16 protein-coding genes and 1 other RNA gene are annotated in these 17,686 nt (G+C 36.2%); 10 read left to right on the top strand and 7 right to left on the bottom strand.

Translation table 11 applies throughout. The annotated features are described in order from the left end of the window. The first annotated feature begins 31 nt into the window (after positions 1–31). From bamA to lpxA, 5 genes are read left to right on the top strand one after another with little or no spacing between them, the layout of a single operon-like run. On the top strand, positions 32–2,551 hold the full coding sequence (bamA, locus tag ACINWC743_RS21790; protein ID WP_009586988.1) for an outer membrane protein assembly factor BamA: 2,520 nt from the start codon (positions 32–34) through the stop codon (positions 2,549–2,551). A 42-nt stretch (positions 2,552–2,593) separates the two neighbouring features. Beyond that, positions 2,594–3,079, top strand: coding sequence for an OmpH family outer membrane protein (locus ACINWC743_RS21785; RefSeq protein WP_009587010.1), 486 nt, complete (start codon positions 2,594–2,596; stop codon positions 3,077–3,079). A 3-nt stretch (positions 3,080–3,082) separates the two neighbouring features. Continuing rightward, a complete protein-coding gene (gene lpxD, locus ACINWC743_RS21780; protein ID WP_009587009.1) occupies positions 3,083–4,153 on the top strand; it encodes a UDP-3-O-(3-hydroxymyristoyl)glucosamine N-acyltransferase in 1,071 nt (356 codons plus the stop codon). A 2-nt stretch (positions 4,154–4,155) separates the two neighbouring features. Further along, the gene (gene fabZ, locus ACINWC743_RS21775) at positions 4,156–4,641 is read left to right on the top strand and encodes a 3-hydroxyacyl-ACP dehydratase FabZ (RefSeq protein WP_004719745.1); all 486 of its coding nucleotides are present in this window, start codon (positions 4,156–4,158) and stop codon (positions 4,639–4,641) included. Beyond that, the gene (gene lpxA / locus ACINWC743_RS21770) at positions 4,638–5,426 is read left to right on the top strand and encodes an acyl-ACP--UDP-N-acetylglucosamine O-acyltransferase (protein ID WP_004830478.1); all 789 of its coding nucleotides are present in this window, start codon (positions 4,638–4,640) and stop codon (positions 5,424–5,426) included. Before fabZ ends, lpxA begins: the two co-directional genes overlap by 4 nt. Positions 5,427–5,505: 79 nt before the next feature. On the opposite strand, the gene ACINWC743_RS21765 is transcribed toward lpxA, so the two are convergent. Beyond that, a complete protein-coding gene (locus tag ACINWC743_RS21765; protein WP_227510974.1) occupies positions 5,506–6,378 on the bottom strand; it encodes a YbgF trimerization domain-containing protein in 873 nt (290 codons plus the stop codon). 877 nt (positions 6,379–7,255) lie between these two features. Here ACINWC743_RS21765 and ACINWC743_RS21760 point away from each other — a divergent pair. Together ACINWC743_RS21760 and ffs are read left to right on the top strand one after the other, a co-directional pair. Further along, a complete protein-coding gene (locus tag ACINWC743_RS21760) occupies positions 7,256–8,368 on the top strand; it encodes an OmpW/AlkL family protein (protein ID WP_009586992.1) in 1,113 nt (370 codons plus the stop codon). 252 nt (positions 8,369–8,620) lie between these two features. Further along, positions 8,621–8,717: signal recognition particle sRNA small type (gene ffs, locus ACINWC743_RS23595), an RNA gene on the top strand. A 99-nt stretch (positions 8,718–8,816) separates the two neighbouring features. Here ffs and ACINWC743_RS21755 read toward each other — a convergent pair. The 6 genes from ACINWC743_RS21755 to ACINWC743_RS21730 all read right to left on the bottom strand — a co-directional run bounded on the left by ACINWC743_RS21755 (position 8,817) and on the right by ACINWC743_RS21730 (position 14,313). Next, positions 8,817–9,434 (bottom strand): regulatory protein RecX, encoded by a 618-nt coding sequence (locus ACINWC743_RS21755; RefSeq protein WP_009586974.1) that lies wholly within the window; start codon positions 9,432–9,434, stop codon positions 8,817–8,819. Positions 9,435–9,562: 128 nt separating this feature from the next. Continuing rightward, positions 9,563–10,993, bottom strand: a complete 1,431-nt coding sequence (locus ACINWC743_RS21750) for a class I adenylate-forming enzyme family protein (RefSeq protein ID WP_035301561.1) — start codon at positions 10,991–10,993, stop codon at positions 9,563–9,565. 1 nt (position 10,994) lies between these two features. Next, entirely contained in the window at positions 10,995–11,843 is an 849-nt protein-coding gene (locus ACINWC743_RS21745; RefSeq protein WP_009586994.1) for an SDR family NAD(P)-dependent oxidoreductase, read from the bottom strand. Between the two features lie 147 nt (positions 11,844–11,990). After that, entirely contained in the window at positions 11,991–13,034 is a 1,044-nt protein-coding gene (gene recA / locus ACINWC743_RS21740; protein ID WP_004830485.1) for a recombinase RecA, read from the bottom strand. A gap of 159 nt (positions 13,035–13,193) precedes the next feature. After that, positions 13,194–13,634: an RNA-binding S4 domain-containing protein gene (locus ACINWC743_RS21735; RefSeq protein ID WP_009586986.1), complete on the bottom strand. Its 441-nt coding sequence runs from the start codon at positions 13,632–13,634 to the stop codon at positions 13,194–13,196. Continuing rightward, a complete protein-coding gene (locus ACINWC743_RS21730) occupies positions 13,618–14,313 on the bottom strand; it encodes an HAD-IA family hydrolase (protein WP_009587002.1) in 696 nt (231 codons plus the stop codon). Before ACINWC743_RS21730 ends, ACINWC743_RS21735 begins: the two co-directional genes overlap by 17 nt. Before the next feature lie 818 nt (positions 14,314–15,131). Here ACINWC743_RS21730 and ACINWC743_RS21725 point away from each other — a divergent pair. The 3 genes from ACINWC743_RS21725 to ACINWC743_RS21715 all read left to right on the top strand — a co-directional run bounded on the left by ACINWC743_RS21725 (position 15,132) and on the right by ACINWC743_RS21715 (position 17,575). Beyond that, positions 15,132–15,389 (top strand): hypothetical protein, encoded by a 258-nt coding sequence (locus ACINWC743_RS21725; RefSeq protein WP_009587003.1) that lies wholly within the window; start codon positions 15,132–15,134, stop codon positions 15,387–15,389. Between the two features lie 501 nt (positions 15,390–15,890). Then, on the top strand, positions 15,891–16,742 hold the full coding sequence (locus ACINWC743_RS21720) for a 3'(2'),5'-bisphosphate nucleotidase CysQ family protein (RefSeq protein ID WP_009587018.1): 852 nt from the start codon (positions 15,891–15,893) through the stop codon (positions 16,740–16,742). Between the two features lie 104 nt (positions 16,743–16,846). Continuing rightward, on the top strand, positions 16,847–17,575 hold the full coding sequence (locus ACINWC743_RS21715) for a histidine phosphatase family protein (RefSeq protein WP_009587013.1): 729 nt from the start codon (positions 16,847–16,849) through the stop codon (positions 17,573–17,575). Positions 17,576–17,686 lie beyond the last annotated feature (111 nt).

The following is a 17,686-nucleotide window of genomic DNA, read 5'->3' as shown; positions in this document are numbered from 1 at the left end:
TACTGGATTAACTTACTGGAAAATAATAGGCATGCAGCACTCACATTTATTTATGCCATTGGCACTCGTTAGTGCAATGGCAGCTGTACAGCAAGTACACGCGGCAGATGAGTTCATTGCACGTGATATTCGTGTGGATGGATTGGTTCGTTTAACGCAACAAAATGTTCTTGCACTTTTACCAATAAATAGTGGTGACCGTGTTAGTGATCCAGTTATCGCAGAGTCTATTCGTGCTTTGTATGCATCAAATCTTTTTGATGATATTCAAGCTTCAAATCAAGATAATGTATTGGTTTTCAAAGTTGTTGAACGCCCTGTTATTTCAAAGATTAACTTTAAAGGCAACAAACTCATTCCGAAAGAAGCTTTAACAGACGGCTTAAAGAAGATGGGGCTGGCTGAAGGCGAAGTGTTGAAAAAATCAGCATTACAAACTTTGGAAACTGAATTAGAGCAACAATATGCTCAGCAAGGTCGTTATGATGCTGACATTAAAGTTGAACAAGTTGCACGTCCAAACAACCGTGTTGAACTGAATATCAATTTTAATGAAGGAAAAGCTGCTAAAGTTTTTGATATCAATATTATTGGTAATACTGTCGTTAGTGATGATGATATCAAGCAAGCATTTGCTGTAAAAGAAAGTGGTTGGCTTTCTGTGATTTCTCGTAATGACCGCTATGCTCGTGAAAAGATGTCTGCGAGTTTAGAGTCGCTACGTGCATTGTATTTGAATAGAGGTTATATCAACTTCGATATTAACAGTTCAAACCTCAATTTGAGCGAAGACAAAAAACATATCTTTATTGAAGTTTCGGTCAATGAGGGTGAGCAATTTAAATTTGGTGAGTCTAAATTCTTGGGTGATGCGTTATATAAACCTGATGAACTCAAAGCATTGCAAATTTATAAAGATGGTACAACCTATTCACAAGAAAAAGTGAATGCGGTGAAACAACTCTTACTTCGTAAATATGGTAATGCGGGTTATTACTACGCGGAAGTGAATGTTGTCCCTGAAATCAATAATGAAACCCATGTGGTGGATTTAAACTACTATATTAATCCAGGTCAACAAGTCACAGTTCGACGCATCAATTTTACAGGGAATACCAAAACTGCTGATGAAGTGTTACGTCGTGAAATGCGTCAAATGGAAGGTGCTTTAGCAAGTAATGAAAAAATTGACTTGTCTAAGGTGCGTTTAGAGCGTACAGGTTTCTTTAGTAAAGTTGATATTAAACCTGTGCGTGTACCGAATACACCAGATCAAATGGACTTGAATATTGATGTTGAAGAGCAACATTCAGGGACCAGTACATTGGCTGTGGGTTATTCTCAAAACGGTGGTATCACATTCCAAGCAGGGTTAAGCCAAACCAACTTTATGGGTACAGGTAACCGTGTTGCAATTGATTTATCTCGTTCAGAAACTCAAGATTATTATAATCTAAGTGTTACAGATCCATACTTTACCATTGATGGGGTAAGCCGTGGCTATAACATGTATTATCGTAAAACCAAACTGAATGACAACTATAACGTCAACAACTATGTCACTGACAGTATTGGTGGTGGACTCACCTTTGGTTATCCAATTGATGAAAATCAAAACATCAGTGCAGGTTTAAATATTGATAAAACCAAGGTAACGACTGGTGCTTATGTTTCGACCTATGTTCGTGACTATTTACTAGCAAATGGTGGTAAGACACGTGGTTATGGAACACGCTGTGCTGTTGATCTGATTACAGATCCGAGTAATCCAGATGGACCGAAAATATGTCCAGAAGGGCAAACTGTAACTTTTGGAAATGCATTTGAGGGTGATTATTTAACCTATAATTTAAATTTAGGTTGGTCATACAACACCTTAAACCGTCCGATTTTCCCAACCAGTGGTACAGCACATCGAGTGAATGCTGAAATAGCATTACCTGGCAGTGATGTTGAATATCAAAAGATCACTTATGATACTCAGGCGTATTTCCCATTAGGGCGTGATTTTGTGTTACGTGGCTATGGTAAGTTAGGTTATGGTAATGATTTACCATTCTATAAAAACTTCTATGCGGGTGGTTTTGGTTCGGTACGTGGATATGACAACAGTACTTTGGGTCCCAAATATCCCGGTGTAACATATAATGAAAATCTTACAAAAGATTATGATCCTGAAGAAGTCGGTGGTAATGCTTTAGTGCAGTTCGGTACTGAGTTAGCTCTTCCTGTACCATTTAAAGGGGACTGGGCACGCCAGATTCGTCCAGTGATTTTTGCAGAAGGCGCACAAGTATTTGATACCAACTGTAGTACTGCAACTGGAAAACTGTACTGGAATGGTGGGGCTTCAGATCAAGGTGTAGATGCAAAACAATATTGTAAAGACAACTATGACTTTGATTTAAGCAACATGCGTTATAGTGTTGGCGTAGGCTTTACGTGGATCACCATGATTGGACCACTTTCATTGAGTTATGCATACCCATTGAACGATAAACCAGGCGATCAAACTAAAAATATCCAATTTGAGATTGGTCGTACTTTCTAAGTACGATCTTTCTTTAATATTTAAAGACGATAAGGAACACATATGAAAACAATGAAAATGATGGTGATGGGCTTAGGCTTAGGGTTTGCTGGACTGGTTCAAGCAGCGGGTTTTGGTGTGGTTGACTTGGAAAAAGTTGTAGAGAGTAGTACGTTCTTAAAACAGCAAAATGCAAGTTTAGAGCAATCTGTTAAACCGCAAACCACTAAATTAGAACAAATCACTAAAGATATTGAAGCGTTGAAGCAAAAAGCTCAAGCTCAAGGTGCAAATGTTCAGCAAATCAATGCGCAATACCAAGCTAAAGTAAATGAATTCCAAACGATTCAGCAAGGTGTTCAGGCAAAAGTTCAGAGCACAATTCAAAATACCAATACGACTTTTGAAATGCGCGTAAAGCAAGCTGCTGAACAATTGCGCCAAGAAGCAGGTTTGGACTTTATTTTGAATAAAAATTCAGCACTTGCGTATGACGCAAAGAATGATTTAACTGCTAAAATGATCCAAAAGGTTAATGCAATTAAATAATCAATGCGATCAAATCAATTTCATCTCGATGAATTAGCTCAACTTGTTCAAGGTGAGCTAATTGGTCAACCAAAGTTGCTACTCAGTGGACTTGCGAGTTTAGAACAGGCTCAATCTCATCATATTGCTTTCGTCAATGGCGATAAATATTTAGCTGAAGCACAGAATTCTAAAGCTGGTGCTTTAATTGTGACAGCTGCATTAAAAGAGCAACTTTCCAATCACCAGAATTTCATTGTGGTTGCAAATCCATATCTTGCTTTTGCAATGCTTACGCATCAATTTGAGATTAAAGTGACCAAACGTGGGATTGAAAGTACAGCTCAGATCTCTCCATCTGCGATTATTGCTGACGATGCTTATATTGGGCATTATGTGGTGATCGGTGAAGATTGTGTCATCGGTTCCAATACGATTGTTCAATCTAATACTCGAATAGATGATGGTGTTGAGATTGGTAAAGACTGCTTTATTGATTCTCAAGTCACACTGACTGGTCAGACCAAGATTGCAGACCGTGTTCGAATTCATGCCAATACTGTGATTGGTGGCGAAGGTTTCGGATTTGCACCTTATCAAGGAAAATGGAATCGTATCGCGCAGTTGGGTTCTGTCCGTATTGGAAATGATGTGCGGATCGGTTCAAACTGTAGCGTGGATCGTGGTGCTTTGGATGATACGATTATCCATGATGGTGTGATTATTGATAATCTTGTGCAAATCGCGCATAACGTTCAGATTGGTGAGAATACGGCTATCGCTGCGAAGTGTGGTATCGCCGGCAGCACAATTATTGGCAAAAACTGTATCTTTGCTGGTGCTGTTGGGGTGGTTGGTCACATAAAAATTGCCGATAATGTGACAATTACTGGAATGTCAATGGTCACAAAAAGTATTTCTGAAGCAGGTTCGTATTCTTCAGGAACTGGACAATTTGAAACAAATCATTGGAAAAGAACAGTTGTTCGCTTAAGACAATTAGCAGATGTGCCATTGACCAAATTGGTGAAACAAATAGATCATATGCAGGCTCAAATCGAGTCCATTGAATCAACTTTAAAGTCGCGTAAATAATTATGACTGAGTCTAAATCTCTACCTTTTACGGTTCCTGAATTACCAATGCAAACCCAAACGATTCGTGAGTATCTTCCTCACCGTTATCCGTTCTTGCTTGTAGATCGTGTAACTGAAGTTACAGAGAATGGGATTGTAGGATACAAAAACGTTTCAATTAATGAAGAATTTATGCAAGGTCATTTCCCTGGCTATCCAATTATGCCGGGTGTTCTGATCGTTGAGGCGATGGCACAGGTTTCGGGTGTGCTTGGTTTTATCATGAATAATGAAAAACCTCGACCTGGTTCGTTGTTCTTATTCGCTGGCGCAGAAAAAATACGATTTAAAAAACAAGTCGTACCAGGTGACCAACTCGTGCTAAAATCTGAATTACTCATGCAAAAACGTGGCATTTACAAGTATTTATGTACTGCCAGTGTTGACGGCGTGGTAGCAGCGACAGCTGAAATTATCATTTCTCATCAGAAATTAGAGCAGGCATGAGCAGTAACGATTTAATACACCCAACCGCTATTATTGACGCTTCTGCAGTGATAGCACCTGATGTTCAAATTGGTCCCTATTGTATTATTGGACCTCAAGTGACCATTGGTGCTGGTACCAAACTCCATTCACATGTCGTGATTGGTGGGTTTACCCGAATTGGAAAAAACAACGAAATTTTTCAGTTTGCGAGTGTCGGTGAAGTTTGTCAGGATTTAAAATATCAAGGTGAAGAAACTTGGTTGGAAATCGGTGACAACAATAAGATTCGTGAACATTGCAGTCTACATCGTGGAACTGTACAAGATCATGGATTAACCAAAGTGGGTAGCAACAACTTACTGATGGTCAATACGCATATTGCACACGATTGCCAGATTGGAAATAACAATATTTTTGCAAATAATGTTGGTATTGCTGGTCATGTTCATATTGGTGACTTTGTTATCGTTGGTGGAAACTCGGGTATCCATCAGTTCTGTAAGATTGATTCTTACAGTATGATTGGCGGAGCATCACTCATTCTAAAAGATGTACCAGCTTATGTGATGGTTTCTGGTAATCCTGCACATGCATATGGTATGAATGTTGAAGGAATGCGTCGTAAAGGCTGGTCTAAGAACGTGATTCAAGGCTTAAGAGAGTCTTTTAAATTGATCTATAAAGAAAATTTAACGACTGAACAGGCAATTGAACGCATTCGCCAAGAGATTCTTCCTGAAGTTGAAGAAGCACAATTGCTGATAGATTCTGTATTAGAATCTAAACGTGGTATTGTGCGTTAATCATTTCATGATAAAAAGCTAAATATAAAAAATGCCTCACGATGAGGCATTTTTTATAACTAACACAATGACTTTGTTTTTAGCCCTTTTTGAAATAACCTGCTTCTTCAGACTTAGGGTAGGTGCTTAACAATTTACTTTTATAGACATTTGCTGTTTGCGTATTTTTATTGACATCTTTTGCAATACTATAAAGTTGGTATAAAGCACGTGGTGCTTTTGACGAGTTAGGGAATTTAGCAGCGACGATCTCGTAATTCTTTTTAGCTTCATTGTAGTTTGGTGGATCAATTGCCAATTGAAACTCAGCCAACCAAAAATAAGCATTTCCTGTATAAATACTGTTTGGATAATTTTTAATAAAATTTTGCATTGGCGCAATGGCTTGTTTTGCACCACCTTTCTTGTAAGCATCTAAGGCAACAGTATAGGCTGCTTTTTCAAGCGCAATAGGATCACTGGTATTGTTACTGTTTGTAGGTGTTGCTGAGGTTTGAGCTGTTTGTGTTGCAGGTTGCTGTTGTGTGGCTGTTTGACTCGGTGCTGCTGTCTGTGTGGTCTGTTCTGAATTTTCGACAGTAGGATTTGTCGTTGGTGCATTTTCAGCAGGTGCTTGTTGCTCTTGAGAATTATTGTCTGGCTCTAGCTTTTGGTTCAATAACTCAAGACGTTGATCGAGGTCAGTATAGCGATTGCTTAATTCTTTATTGAGCTGATCAATAGCGTGATCTTGTTCTTCAATTTTGCCACGTAATTCACGAATTTGATTTTCGAGTTGCTGATTCTTTTGAATAAGATCCCAATTCATATTTCCAGTAATTGGAGCAGAAGAATTCGCTATATCATTTCCTGAGGACGCGTTGCTTAATCCACGAGACTCAATTGGAATCGCATATAAAGATGCTGAACTGAGTAAGGCAATCGAAAAGAGAGCATGCTTTTTTAGCATAATTAAAAATCCATTAAAGTCAAAATCTTCCCACGTAAGGAATAAAGTTGCTTGAAAACCAATAAATGTGATCATTAAAAACGGCTAGAAGCGGAATTGCAAGGTGCTTTTACAATGTTCAGATAATTCTAGTGGAATGTGAAGGCTTTTTGTAATAAATCCGTTGTTCATATTCACGTTTAAGTTTCTCATGCGTGCTTTCTAAAAATATATTAGATCATGAAATTATTCTTAATTGTGTGTTTTTTATTGAAAAATTTAAGTGACACGATCCAATATTTTTTATTGCATAGAAAAGATTAGCGATAATTTTTAACATTTTAGGTTTTACATGTTAGCTATGAGCTAAAAATATATTGAAGTTAGATCATATCTAGTATAGCGCCTTGCCTATATGCTCATTTGACTATTATGCGAGGTTATCGGTTACTAGCATATTTAAAGATGATATAAATTTATGTGCACTATGCACCGTTTTAAAAAAATTATTGAATTAATTTTAGTTTTATTAATATAATATAGTAAAAATCATTATATTAATAATAAAGTGTAATATGGTTATATTTTAAGTGATTTAAATATAATTAATAGGTGTATGAAAAAAAAATTGTGAATTTTTTTTATTTATGAATAAAAAAAATCTTTAATATATTTTTTTTAAATATAATTCTTATCGAGTATTATCAGTTATTGATAAATTTACTGTTTTATTTTTATTCATAATTAGTTTTAATTTTATTTTTTTAAACTTGCTAAAATATACATTTTTGTAATTATCGTTTTTCCTTCCATCGGAATTTAAATGTCAAAATTGTTTTTTTGTATACATTCTTAATGTGAATTGTTTAGTGAAAATAAATTTATATTTAAGGATGAGTGTATGAAAAATCAGCTACGATATATAAAAATTGCACTTGGCTTGTCATACTTATTTGCTAGTCATATGGTATATGCTCAAGATTTTAAAAGATTTTCCATTTCAGCGGGTTGGCTGAATGTGCGGTCAACAGGAGATGCTCAACCTTTTAGGATTAATACTTCTGTTGCTGAAAAAACAATGTCTAAAGTTGGGATGATTTCAGGGGCTGCGGTTGCTAAAAATTTAGATCAAGCTCGAATCAATCAAATGGACCCAGAATTGATCAGAACGATCAATATGCAAGACCCTGCAACCGGGAAATATCCGCTTGATTATATTTTGGAGATGATACCAAATGCGGAGAATCCTGAAGCTGCGCTTGAATATGCTACAGGTATCGCTGAAATTAATGGCTTAAGTGCATGGACGGCAAATGCAGGATTGGAAGTTAAAAACGTCAATACGGCTGGGCTAATGTTTAATTATAACATCAATGAACATGTTTCGATTCAGCTGATGGGGGGTATTCCACCTACTGTAGATTTAAAAGGAAAAGGGCAGATATATGCACCATTTTCAGCGACCTCACAACCATTCGGCGGGGATTCCGGAAATTTATACTTAAAAAATAATTTGTTAATTACAAATTTAGATCAATATAACTATGCCGCCTCAGCACGAGCTTGGACACCAGCATTACAAGCACAATATTATTTTGGGCGACCTGGTATTAATAAATTAAGACCATTTCTAGGTTTTGGCTTTATGTATGCTTATTTCAATGAGATTAAAATCAATGCTGGCGTTAAAAATGATTTAATTGCAGCGGGGCATATGATTCAAAATATTGATGATCAGAAAGCAGGTGCCGCTTTGGAAGGTAAAGCTTCAACAGGTAAAATGCGAGTTAAAGCAGATGCAAATGATGCTTTTGCTCCGATCTTTTCTGCAGGGTTTACTTATGACTTTAAAGAGAATTGGTTTGCTACGGCATCTGTATCATATGCAAAACTTGACAATACAGCCACCATTTCAGTTTTGAATGACAATACTGGAAAACAATTGATTTATGCCAAAACTAAAATTCAGATTGATCCATTGATGAGCTATTTAGGCATTGGATATCGTTTTTAAAGAGAGCAGGTGAATCCTTAAATATGAGTAAGTCATAACACGTTTTAATGATGATTAAGTTTCCCCCTCAAGCCATAAAGCCCGAGTCTAGTCCACTCAACTTTTTTTATGGCTTTTTTTTATGGTTTTTTTGCAAAAAATAACCACATTGATGACGAAATAAGCAAACGAATGAATAACTTGAGAAAATCACAATGTTTGGCTTGCAAGAAAATAAAAAATCTCTATACTCTGTTCTTGCAATGGTAGCCCTGCTGGTGGTTTCGCAATTGTACTCTGAAAACCCCGCCAGGACCGGAAGGTAGCAACGGTATCAGAACTATGATGTGCCGAAATTTTGCTAGTAGGGTTGCCACCAGATTTTCTAAATCTAATAATTATCCAAAATATAAATTTTTCTTCTATTACACAATCGCTAGGTACTTTATCTTTAACTCATTTTAGATATTTATTGTCCATCCTCATTTTCTTTTCTAGAAATCGCTTTCATAATCGCGTCCATTTCAAAGCCACGATATTGTAAGAAACGAATTTGTTTAGCTTTGATTTTAGGGTCTTTACTTACCTCAAAACCATATTTTTTGACTTTGAGTTGATAAGCTTGTTCATACCAATCAATTTCAGCAATATCTTCTTGTACTAAGCTTTTATCGAGATGTTTAGCACGCAAGGCCAACTTGATTCGATTAGGTCCTTTGCCTTTGCGAACTTGGCTACAAACCGTCATTTCAGCGACACGTTGATCGCTTTGATAGTTATTTTCAGATAATTCGTCCACTAATGTTAAAACTTCTTCACGGCTTTGTGCCAAAGTCATCAGTTTTTCAATAAGATCTGCTTTGGAATATTCTTTACGGGTTAAGACTGCAAAAGCATATGATCGTAAACGTGTTCCCGTTAAGCCCTGTGGTGCTGGTGTGCAATCTTGATTAGCGATAAAGGCATGCTCATTATTGACCTCATTGCTTATTGTGCTAGTTGGAGGAAGAGGTGCAGTTTCATCCTCGCCAAACTGCTGCTTTAGTTTTTCGTAGTCTAGCATCTTAGGAAATTTAGCTTGGCTCATATCTTTAATAACAATAACTTTCGTTGGTATTTGTCATAGTGTAGCGCCTATTTGGGGTTTTAACAGCGCATAAGCTGTACAGATAGATGAATAGGTGAACTGTCATGTCAGGCATATTATTCAATTGACTAAATAGGCTTACCAATACTGTCTGATTCAATCTGATCGATGATAAAAATCGATTTTGGTCGTAAATATCGTGGTGCCTTTTGACTGATCCAATCTTGTAATTGATTGAGATCTAAATATTGTTTAAGGATGATTTTAACTGCTAAACATTGTCCTAGATCTACATCATCTACCGCATATGCTTGAGCATATTCTATGAGGGAGTGTTGGTATAAAATATTTTCTAAGTCAATTGGATAAACATTGATACCACCACAAATTAGCATATCATCACGTCGACCTTTTAAATAATAATACCCTTGCGAATCTCGGACAGCTAAATCACCACATTCAATCCATTGATTAGGGGTAATTGACCACGCACACTTACTCCATAAAGTACCAATTTGACCGTGTTCGAGAATTTCTCCTGATAGATCAGTAATTTTTAACTCTACACCTTGAATAGCTCTACCAATACTGTCCGGATGTGTTTTTAAATCCTTAGGGGTTGCGATCATATTAATCCCAGTTTCTGAACTTCCATATAGATTGAATAATTGAATGTAAGGGTAGTGTTGTTGAACTTGATGAACCAAATGAGCACTTAAAGGCGAACTTCCTGAAATGATATGCTGGACCGAGCTGAGCATTGAGCGAGATTTAATCAGTCTATGTAAGATTGTGGGTACTAAGTTTAGACAATCAATTTGGTAGTGTTTAATCCATAAACAGGCACTTTGTACATCAAAGCGATTTTGCAAGATGACGGTCTTATGAAAGCTTAAAGCCATTAAACTTGCAGTTAAACCAGCAGCATGGCAGATCGGTGTCATGACAAAAATCTGTTTAATTTTAAAGAACTTTAATTGTCTAAGCATGAGATCTAGTAACGGCAGGCATTGTAGTGGATTTGAATGTCGTGTTGCTACTTTAGGAATACCCGTAGACCCTGAGGAACAGACACTAATTTTGTTAAAAAAATAGCGTTTGATATGAAAATGTTGTGAGTCGTGTTGTGGTGGAATATCTGAATAATGCTGAACTTTAATTTTTTTTAATCGCGCTAAATGCCCAATCAAATAAAAATTTTTGTGATCTAGCAGTGTTTGAAGTTTATGTTCGATTAAATTGGGGTTAATGATCACAATATCCTTGCCTAAACGACTTAAAGCAAATAAAGCAGCCAGGCTATCTAAATCTTGTTCAAGCATGAGTGCAAGTTGATTTGGAAATTGACTTTGATATTCTGGTTTTATCCATTCACAAATAAGTTGATCAGTACGATGTTTTAAATCTTCAAAACTCACCTCTACGCCATCGATAATCAATGCCGTTTTATTTTTATTGATTCGAGTTTGCGCATCTAAAATACTGTATAGATGCACACCATGTTTCATAACACTGAATAACAGACTAAGACACCATTTGATTACGAATCGCCATGACATTTTACTTTTTCCGTCCAAGAATAAAGCGATAAAAATAATAAATTGGTCTTGAGAATAGACTTGATGTAACTTGTGCCCAAATTAACCACCATGGCTGCCATTGCCGTTTATGTCCAATCAGGCTATCTAAAATTGCATTTGCTGCACTTTGTGCCTGCATTGCAGGCATGTGATTATAGTGTTTGGTTGGCAAAATCATACGTGTGCGTACCAATGGTAAATAAATGATACTAGTATCAATTTGCTGAATAGCAAGTTCGGGTTGGATGGCAAGGATCCATTGTTGCATAGCAACTTTAGATGCTTGATAACTTGACCAAAGTGGGGGAGCGAATAGTTTGGCATTAATGGTAGAAACAACCAAAATTTGCCCACATTTCAGTTTTAAGTCTGGCAATAATAAACGAGTGAGTTGAGCAGGGTTGATGTAATTAATTGCAATACAGCGATCAATATCTTGAGGTCGATCTAAACTCTCCCAGATCGAGCGTTGAATGGATTTACCTGCATTATGAATCAGAATATCAACGTGTAAATTTTTATTTTGCAGACTTTGAAATATATTTTCAGCTGCTTCCAGTTCATATAAATCTACACTGACCATTTCAACATGGCAGTGACCACGTTCTAATTCATTTTTTAGCTGTAAAAGTTTATCAGTACTTCGCGCAACTAAAATCAGAGTACATTCAGTATGTGCTAAACGTTTCGCACATGCTTCACCAACTCCAAAACTAGCACCTGTAATGAGAATCGTCTTATTTTTAAAATGTTGATCTATTTTTGCTTGAGTAATTCTTGGACCTTGAAAAAATAAAAACTCAGCCAATCTTGTAATATTTGTCTGCATAAGAATAAATGTATTTGATGTTGAATAACATTTTAAATCAGTTATAACTGAAATTTATTAGAAATCACAATCAATTTCAATTCAATAATTTGTATAAAAAAGCGCCTCGAAAGGCGCTTAGGAAAAATAAAGAAATGATAGATCAGATTAAACATCTAAAAAGTCAGGTTCTTCTTCTTTCTCTTCAACAGGTGCAGCATTTGCTGTAGTTAAGAGCTTTTCACGAATCATTCGATCAAGATCTTGCGCCAGTTGTGGATTTTCTTCTAAATGGCGAATGACATTGTTTTTACCTTGACCGATTTTATCGCCTTGGTAGGAATACCATGCACCTGCTTTTTGAACCAGTTCTTGAGCAACTGCAAGATCAACCAACTCACCCAAGTGATTAACACCTTTACCATACATGATTTGGAAAATCGCTTCACGGAAAGGAGGAGCCATTTTATTTTTAACAACTTTCACTTTGGTTTCAGAACCAACGATCTCATCGCCTTCTTTGACTTGACCAATGCGACGAATATCTAAACGTACTGAAGCATAGAACTTCAATGCATTACCACCAGTTGTGGTCTCAGGGCTACCAAACATAACACCAATTTTCATACGGATTTGGTTAATGAAAATTACCATACAGTTTGAACGCTTTGCATTACCAGTGATTTTACGCAATGCTTGGCTCATCAAACGTGCTTGTAAACCCATGTGAGAGTCACCCATTTCGCCTTCAATTTCAGCTTTAGGAGTCAATGCAGCTACAGAGTCGACAACGATCAGATCAATCGCACCTGAGCGAACAAGCATATCGGCAATTTCAAGTGCCTGTTCACCATTATCTGGCTGTGAAACTAAAAGATTGTCAATATCAACCCCAAGTTTACGGGCATATTGTGGATCTAAAGCGTGTTCGGCATCAATAAAGGCACAAGTTCCACCCGCTTTTTGGCATTGTGCGATTGCCTGTAAAGTCATTGTGGTTTTACCAGAAGATTCAGGACCATAAATTTCAACAATACGTCCTTTTGGTAAGCCCCCGATTCCTAGTGCAATATCAAGTGTTAAAGAGCCAGTAGAAACAGCTTCAACAGCTTGTACAGTATTATCCCCTAAACGCATGACTGTATTTTTACCAAATTGTTTTTCAATTTGGCTAAGTGCCGCGTTCAGTGCCTTGCTTTTGTTATCATCCATCTCGTAAACCTCAAACGATGTAATATCACTAATATCTTAAGTGGATGTCATTAAATTTGATCTTTCGTCCACAGGAGTAATAGTGACAGAAAATTAAAAATGGTTCTATCTTTAAAAACAGTAGTACGACATATTTTGTCGCACTTAACTTAAACGAATTCAGTCATCATCATAGGACCAAGATTGGTCAAATTGCTGATCATTTTCTTGCTTAAATTTGCTTATTTGTCGTCGATCTTTTTTACTCGGTCGATGATCAGGTCGCGCTAGATTATGCAATTTTCTTTGGGTTGAAATCAACTCTCTACGTGCCACACTGACTTCTGTTTCTTCATATAGTTGTTGTGCAATAGGCGCACCGCCACGAATTGCAGACAATGCTTTGATCACCACTGTTTTTCGATCAAATCCTTGCTGTATGGTTAATTCCATGCCCACACGAATTTCTTTAGAAACTTTGACACGCTCATTATTGTGATGAACTTTGCCGCCTTCAATTGCATCTTTGGCAATCGAGCGTGTTTTAAAGAAACGTGCAGCCCAAAGCCACTTGTCTACACGCATTGTTTCAAGTTGTTGTTTCTCAAGCTGTTTTGACATCGACATCCTTATTTTCTAAGTTTAACTTGGTGAGTAATGGTAAAAGCTCAGTTAAATGATGAATTGCAGGGTATTCCAACTCAAGGACATGACGTGCTGCACGGCCACTTGATGGTTGAGTAATCGTAATCAAATGTTGTATACCAAATTTTTCAGCACCTTTAAGCACAGGAGTAGTATCATCAACCAAACAAGCATTTTGAGGATCAAAAGGATACTTCTGCTGAAGAATTTCCCAAAATTCGACAAACTCTTTGGAATATCCAATTTCTTCACTACTGATCATCACTTCAAAATAAGGGCTTAGGTCGATATTTTCAAGTTTAAGCTGTAATCCTGCGCAATCTGCATTGGTAAGTAGCCAGCAACGATAACCTTGTGCTTTTAATTGTTCCAGTAGTTCAAAGCAACCTGGTCGAGTTGCAATTTTGTCTTTATATTCATATTGTAATTTTAAAACATCTACGCCTACTTTCTCAGACCAGTATTTTGAAGAATACCAACACAGTGTGTGATTATGTTGCTGATAAAATGTATTCAGGGTGTTATGGCTCTGCTCTAAACTACATTGATGTGTTTGTGCGTGACGCTCAGGGAGTTTGGTGTTCCAGATGAGATCGTCAAAAGCCAAATCGAGGAGCGTACCATCCATGTCAAAAAAGATGATGGGTTTTTGCATTCAAGAAACTCCTAAGATTTTTAAAGTACATCAAAGCTCATCATAATATGTAAAAATACTAAATTTTTTAACTCTATAATTCAGGATTAAAAATTTTTAAAGCCTTATAAAGTTATGTATGCTTGAAGAAAAATTATGTACATATGTGTGCATATATTTAAAAACAAATCTCATGACAACCAAGTATAAGAGATTTGAATTCTTAAATCATGGGATTCACTAAACATTGGTTAAAATCTAACAATGGAAAAACAGACATAGAGATGATAGAGATGATAGAGATGATAGAGATAGAATTGAAATCATCATTGTTCGTGATCGCTTATTGGTGTCTCTGCATATGTCGTCAAAGAGAAAATAGCCTTTCAATATTGCTGTCTTTTTAATGGAGAAGTCTAAGGTTTAGATATTTGGACATAAGCTTCGATTAAGACTTGAATTTCAATGTAAACACAGAAATGTGTTGAAAAATGAACATTGATCAACTATCTACTCTATTATTTAAGATAAATTCACACAAATTTTTAAATTTAATATACAAACTTGCTTCATCACAGGATATTTTTGTCTTTGAAATTAGAATATCAGTTAAATAGTTTATTTAGATAAACTAATTTTAAATATTGATTTAAAAGAAAAAAATTGAAATAGTCATATTCTGCCAATGTGATAAAAGTATTTTGGATAGAAAATCCTTCTTAGAGACTGCGAATGTGTTTTCTATCTCCTTTACTGGAGTTTTTTGTGTGATGGTGCATGTTATTTTGTTATGTAGACCATTTTTAATTTAGACAATTTTTTAGCTAAAATGGATTAAAATGAACATCTGTATTGGTGGACCGTGGAATGGATGCAAGTTATTGGGAGATTCCCATGATAAATCTTTTAAAGTTAAAGATAATAAATTACAGAGAATAGTAAAATATAATAGAAAAATAATTCACATCAAAAAAAATGTATACATTTTTTGGATCGTAGATGAATTGAGCGAATCTGAAGCTTCTACTTTGATGAATGATTATTTGCGTGAATACTTCATTAAGGCTGAAATAGAATTAATTGGGGATGAGTTATGAGGCGCTCAAGGACCTTTCTTTCATGAATGAAGTATATAGTCACTTATTGCTGGTGAATTCAAATATAATTAAGAACGGTGTTCCTCTGTTAAATTATATATAAAACAATATATTAGATCGATTTTATGAGTCAAAAAAATGATCATGTGGTCCGAATCATATGGGGGATTGAAAGTACCTTCTCCCTTCGGGAGAAGGTTAAGGTGAAGGGGCTTTAATGTTGATTTATAGTATTAAAAACGACTTATGAAAGAAGCTTATTGTGTTTTTATCAATCTATTTTGAAAGATCATTGGTTTGGTAAGAATATAATTTTTCAAGTTTTTAGAGACAGCTTAGTCTAGTCAATTGAATAAATACCTAAAAGTCTATGATGATATTCAAAAGCATATCATCTATTTAAAGTACAATTAATTGTTTAAAAGCTATTGTTTTCATGCACTCAACATAAAAAAATGATAGGCTTAAGCACAAAAATCAGACATCCTACAGGTCAGATCAATGTTTATCACTACTCAAGCACCACAAGATGACCAAATTTCAAAATTGGTTCCTGTTTTGGCCAAAGCAAGTCAAATTTTACTTGAGGAATACCAAAACTATTGTGCTGGGCGAGCATTTAATATTGACCAAAAGGATGATCAGTCTCCAGTAACCCAAGCTGATTTAAAAGTTAATGCTTATTTAATTGAACAATTGGCACAAGTTACGCCCGAAATTCCTGTGTTGTCTGAAGAAAGTGATTATTCAGAACGTCATGCTTGGGCGGTGTGTTGGATGCTAGACCCTTTAGATGGAACCAAAGAATTTATTCATGAACGTGATGAATTCACCATCAATTTAAGCCTGATTCATAATCATCAAACCATATTCTCTATTATTGCTGTACCAACTGAACAAGTTATGTATTTGGGTTATTTAACAGAACTTCCATATAAGTATTCATTTACTCAGGGAACATGGGAGCGCTACTGCAAGTTTAAAGAAGTTGAAGAAGATGCAATCCAAATTGGTTTAAGCCACAGCAGTAAGAATCCCAAATATCAGCAATATATTGATTATATCGAACAAGAGTCACCTGTCATTAAACGAGAGGCGGGCAGTGCCTATAAATTTTGTATGATGCTGGAAGGTGAAATTGATATTTATCCACGCTTCCACCCAACCTCCGAGTGGGATACGAGTGCAGGGCAAGGTTTGCTCGAAAGTATAGGTGGTGGATTGGTCAGCTTAGCGGCAGTACCCTTTACTTATAATCAACGAAATACTGTATTAAATGAAGGTTTTATTGCATTTCGGAATGAGGAAACCAAACAAATTGCCTTGGATGCACTTGGTAATGTTAGCTTTTAATATAATTTAGCTTTTTAGATAATATAGATATCTATTTTACAGATGATTTAACACTTTGTGACTTATGTTATAGTAAAGCTGTATAAAAAGAGTTTTGAGTTGATATGGCGTTAGATTTATTGCCGAAAAGCATGCTGAAAGCAATAGATTTATTGCCAGATGCGCAGACCCCTGTGACTTTATTTACGCGTCATTCAATTCGTGAAGTTGTTAATGGACAGGGATTGGCTGGCTATGATTTACAACTAACAACTCAGGGGCGTGACTTAGCACATGCTTGGGGTTCATATTTAATAGATCATACCGATCGTGTCATTCAGCATTGTATTTCTAGTCCAATTCAACGTTGTGTAGATACTGCTGCTTTGATGATTCAAGGTGCAGATGGTGTCTCCCCCCAACCCAATACCCATCATATTGAAATTGTCGAAAAAGGCTTATTGGTTGAGCCTGGAAGTTTTGTGCTGGATATTAAGCAAGCTGCGCCATACTTTCGCAAGCAGGGTGCGCTCGGTTTTATCAATAGCTTTGTGAATAATGCCTTGCCCGGAATGAAGCATCCAATTCGTGGGGTAGTTGATGTGCTTGAATTGATTTATGAAACACATCCAACAGTAAGCAATGGTATTAGTTTAGCCGTAAGCCATGATACGATTCTTGCTGCAATTATTGCTGTGATTTCGAAACGTACTCAAATTGATCAAAGTGATTGGCCTGAAATGATGGAAGGGTTGTTTGTTTGGTTTGAGGGAGAGCGCTTTGTGGATAGCCATTTAAAATGGATTTGGCGTGGCGAAAGAGGTGAATTATTGATACGTGACTTTCAACAATAATATGATAAAAAATGGTTGATTATTATTGCCTTACTTGATCGTTGATTAAGCTTGTAGTAAAGCCAATATAACGATGACTAAAATTATAAACTTAATTGTATTCTATTCAGA

The organism is Acinetobacter sp. WC-743, assembly GCF_000335555.1.
GTDB classification, from domain to species: Bacteria; Pseudomonadota; Gammaproteobacteria; order Pseudomonadales; family Moraxellaceae; genus Acinetobacter; species Acinetobacter bereziniae.
This window is presented reverse-complemented; position numbering and strand designations above follow the sequence as displayed.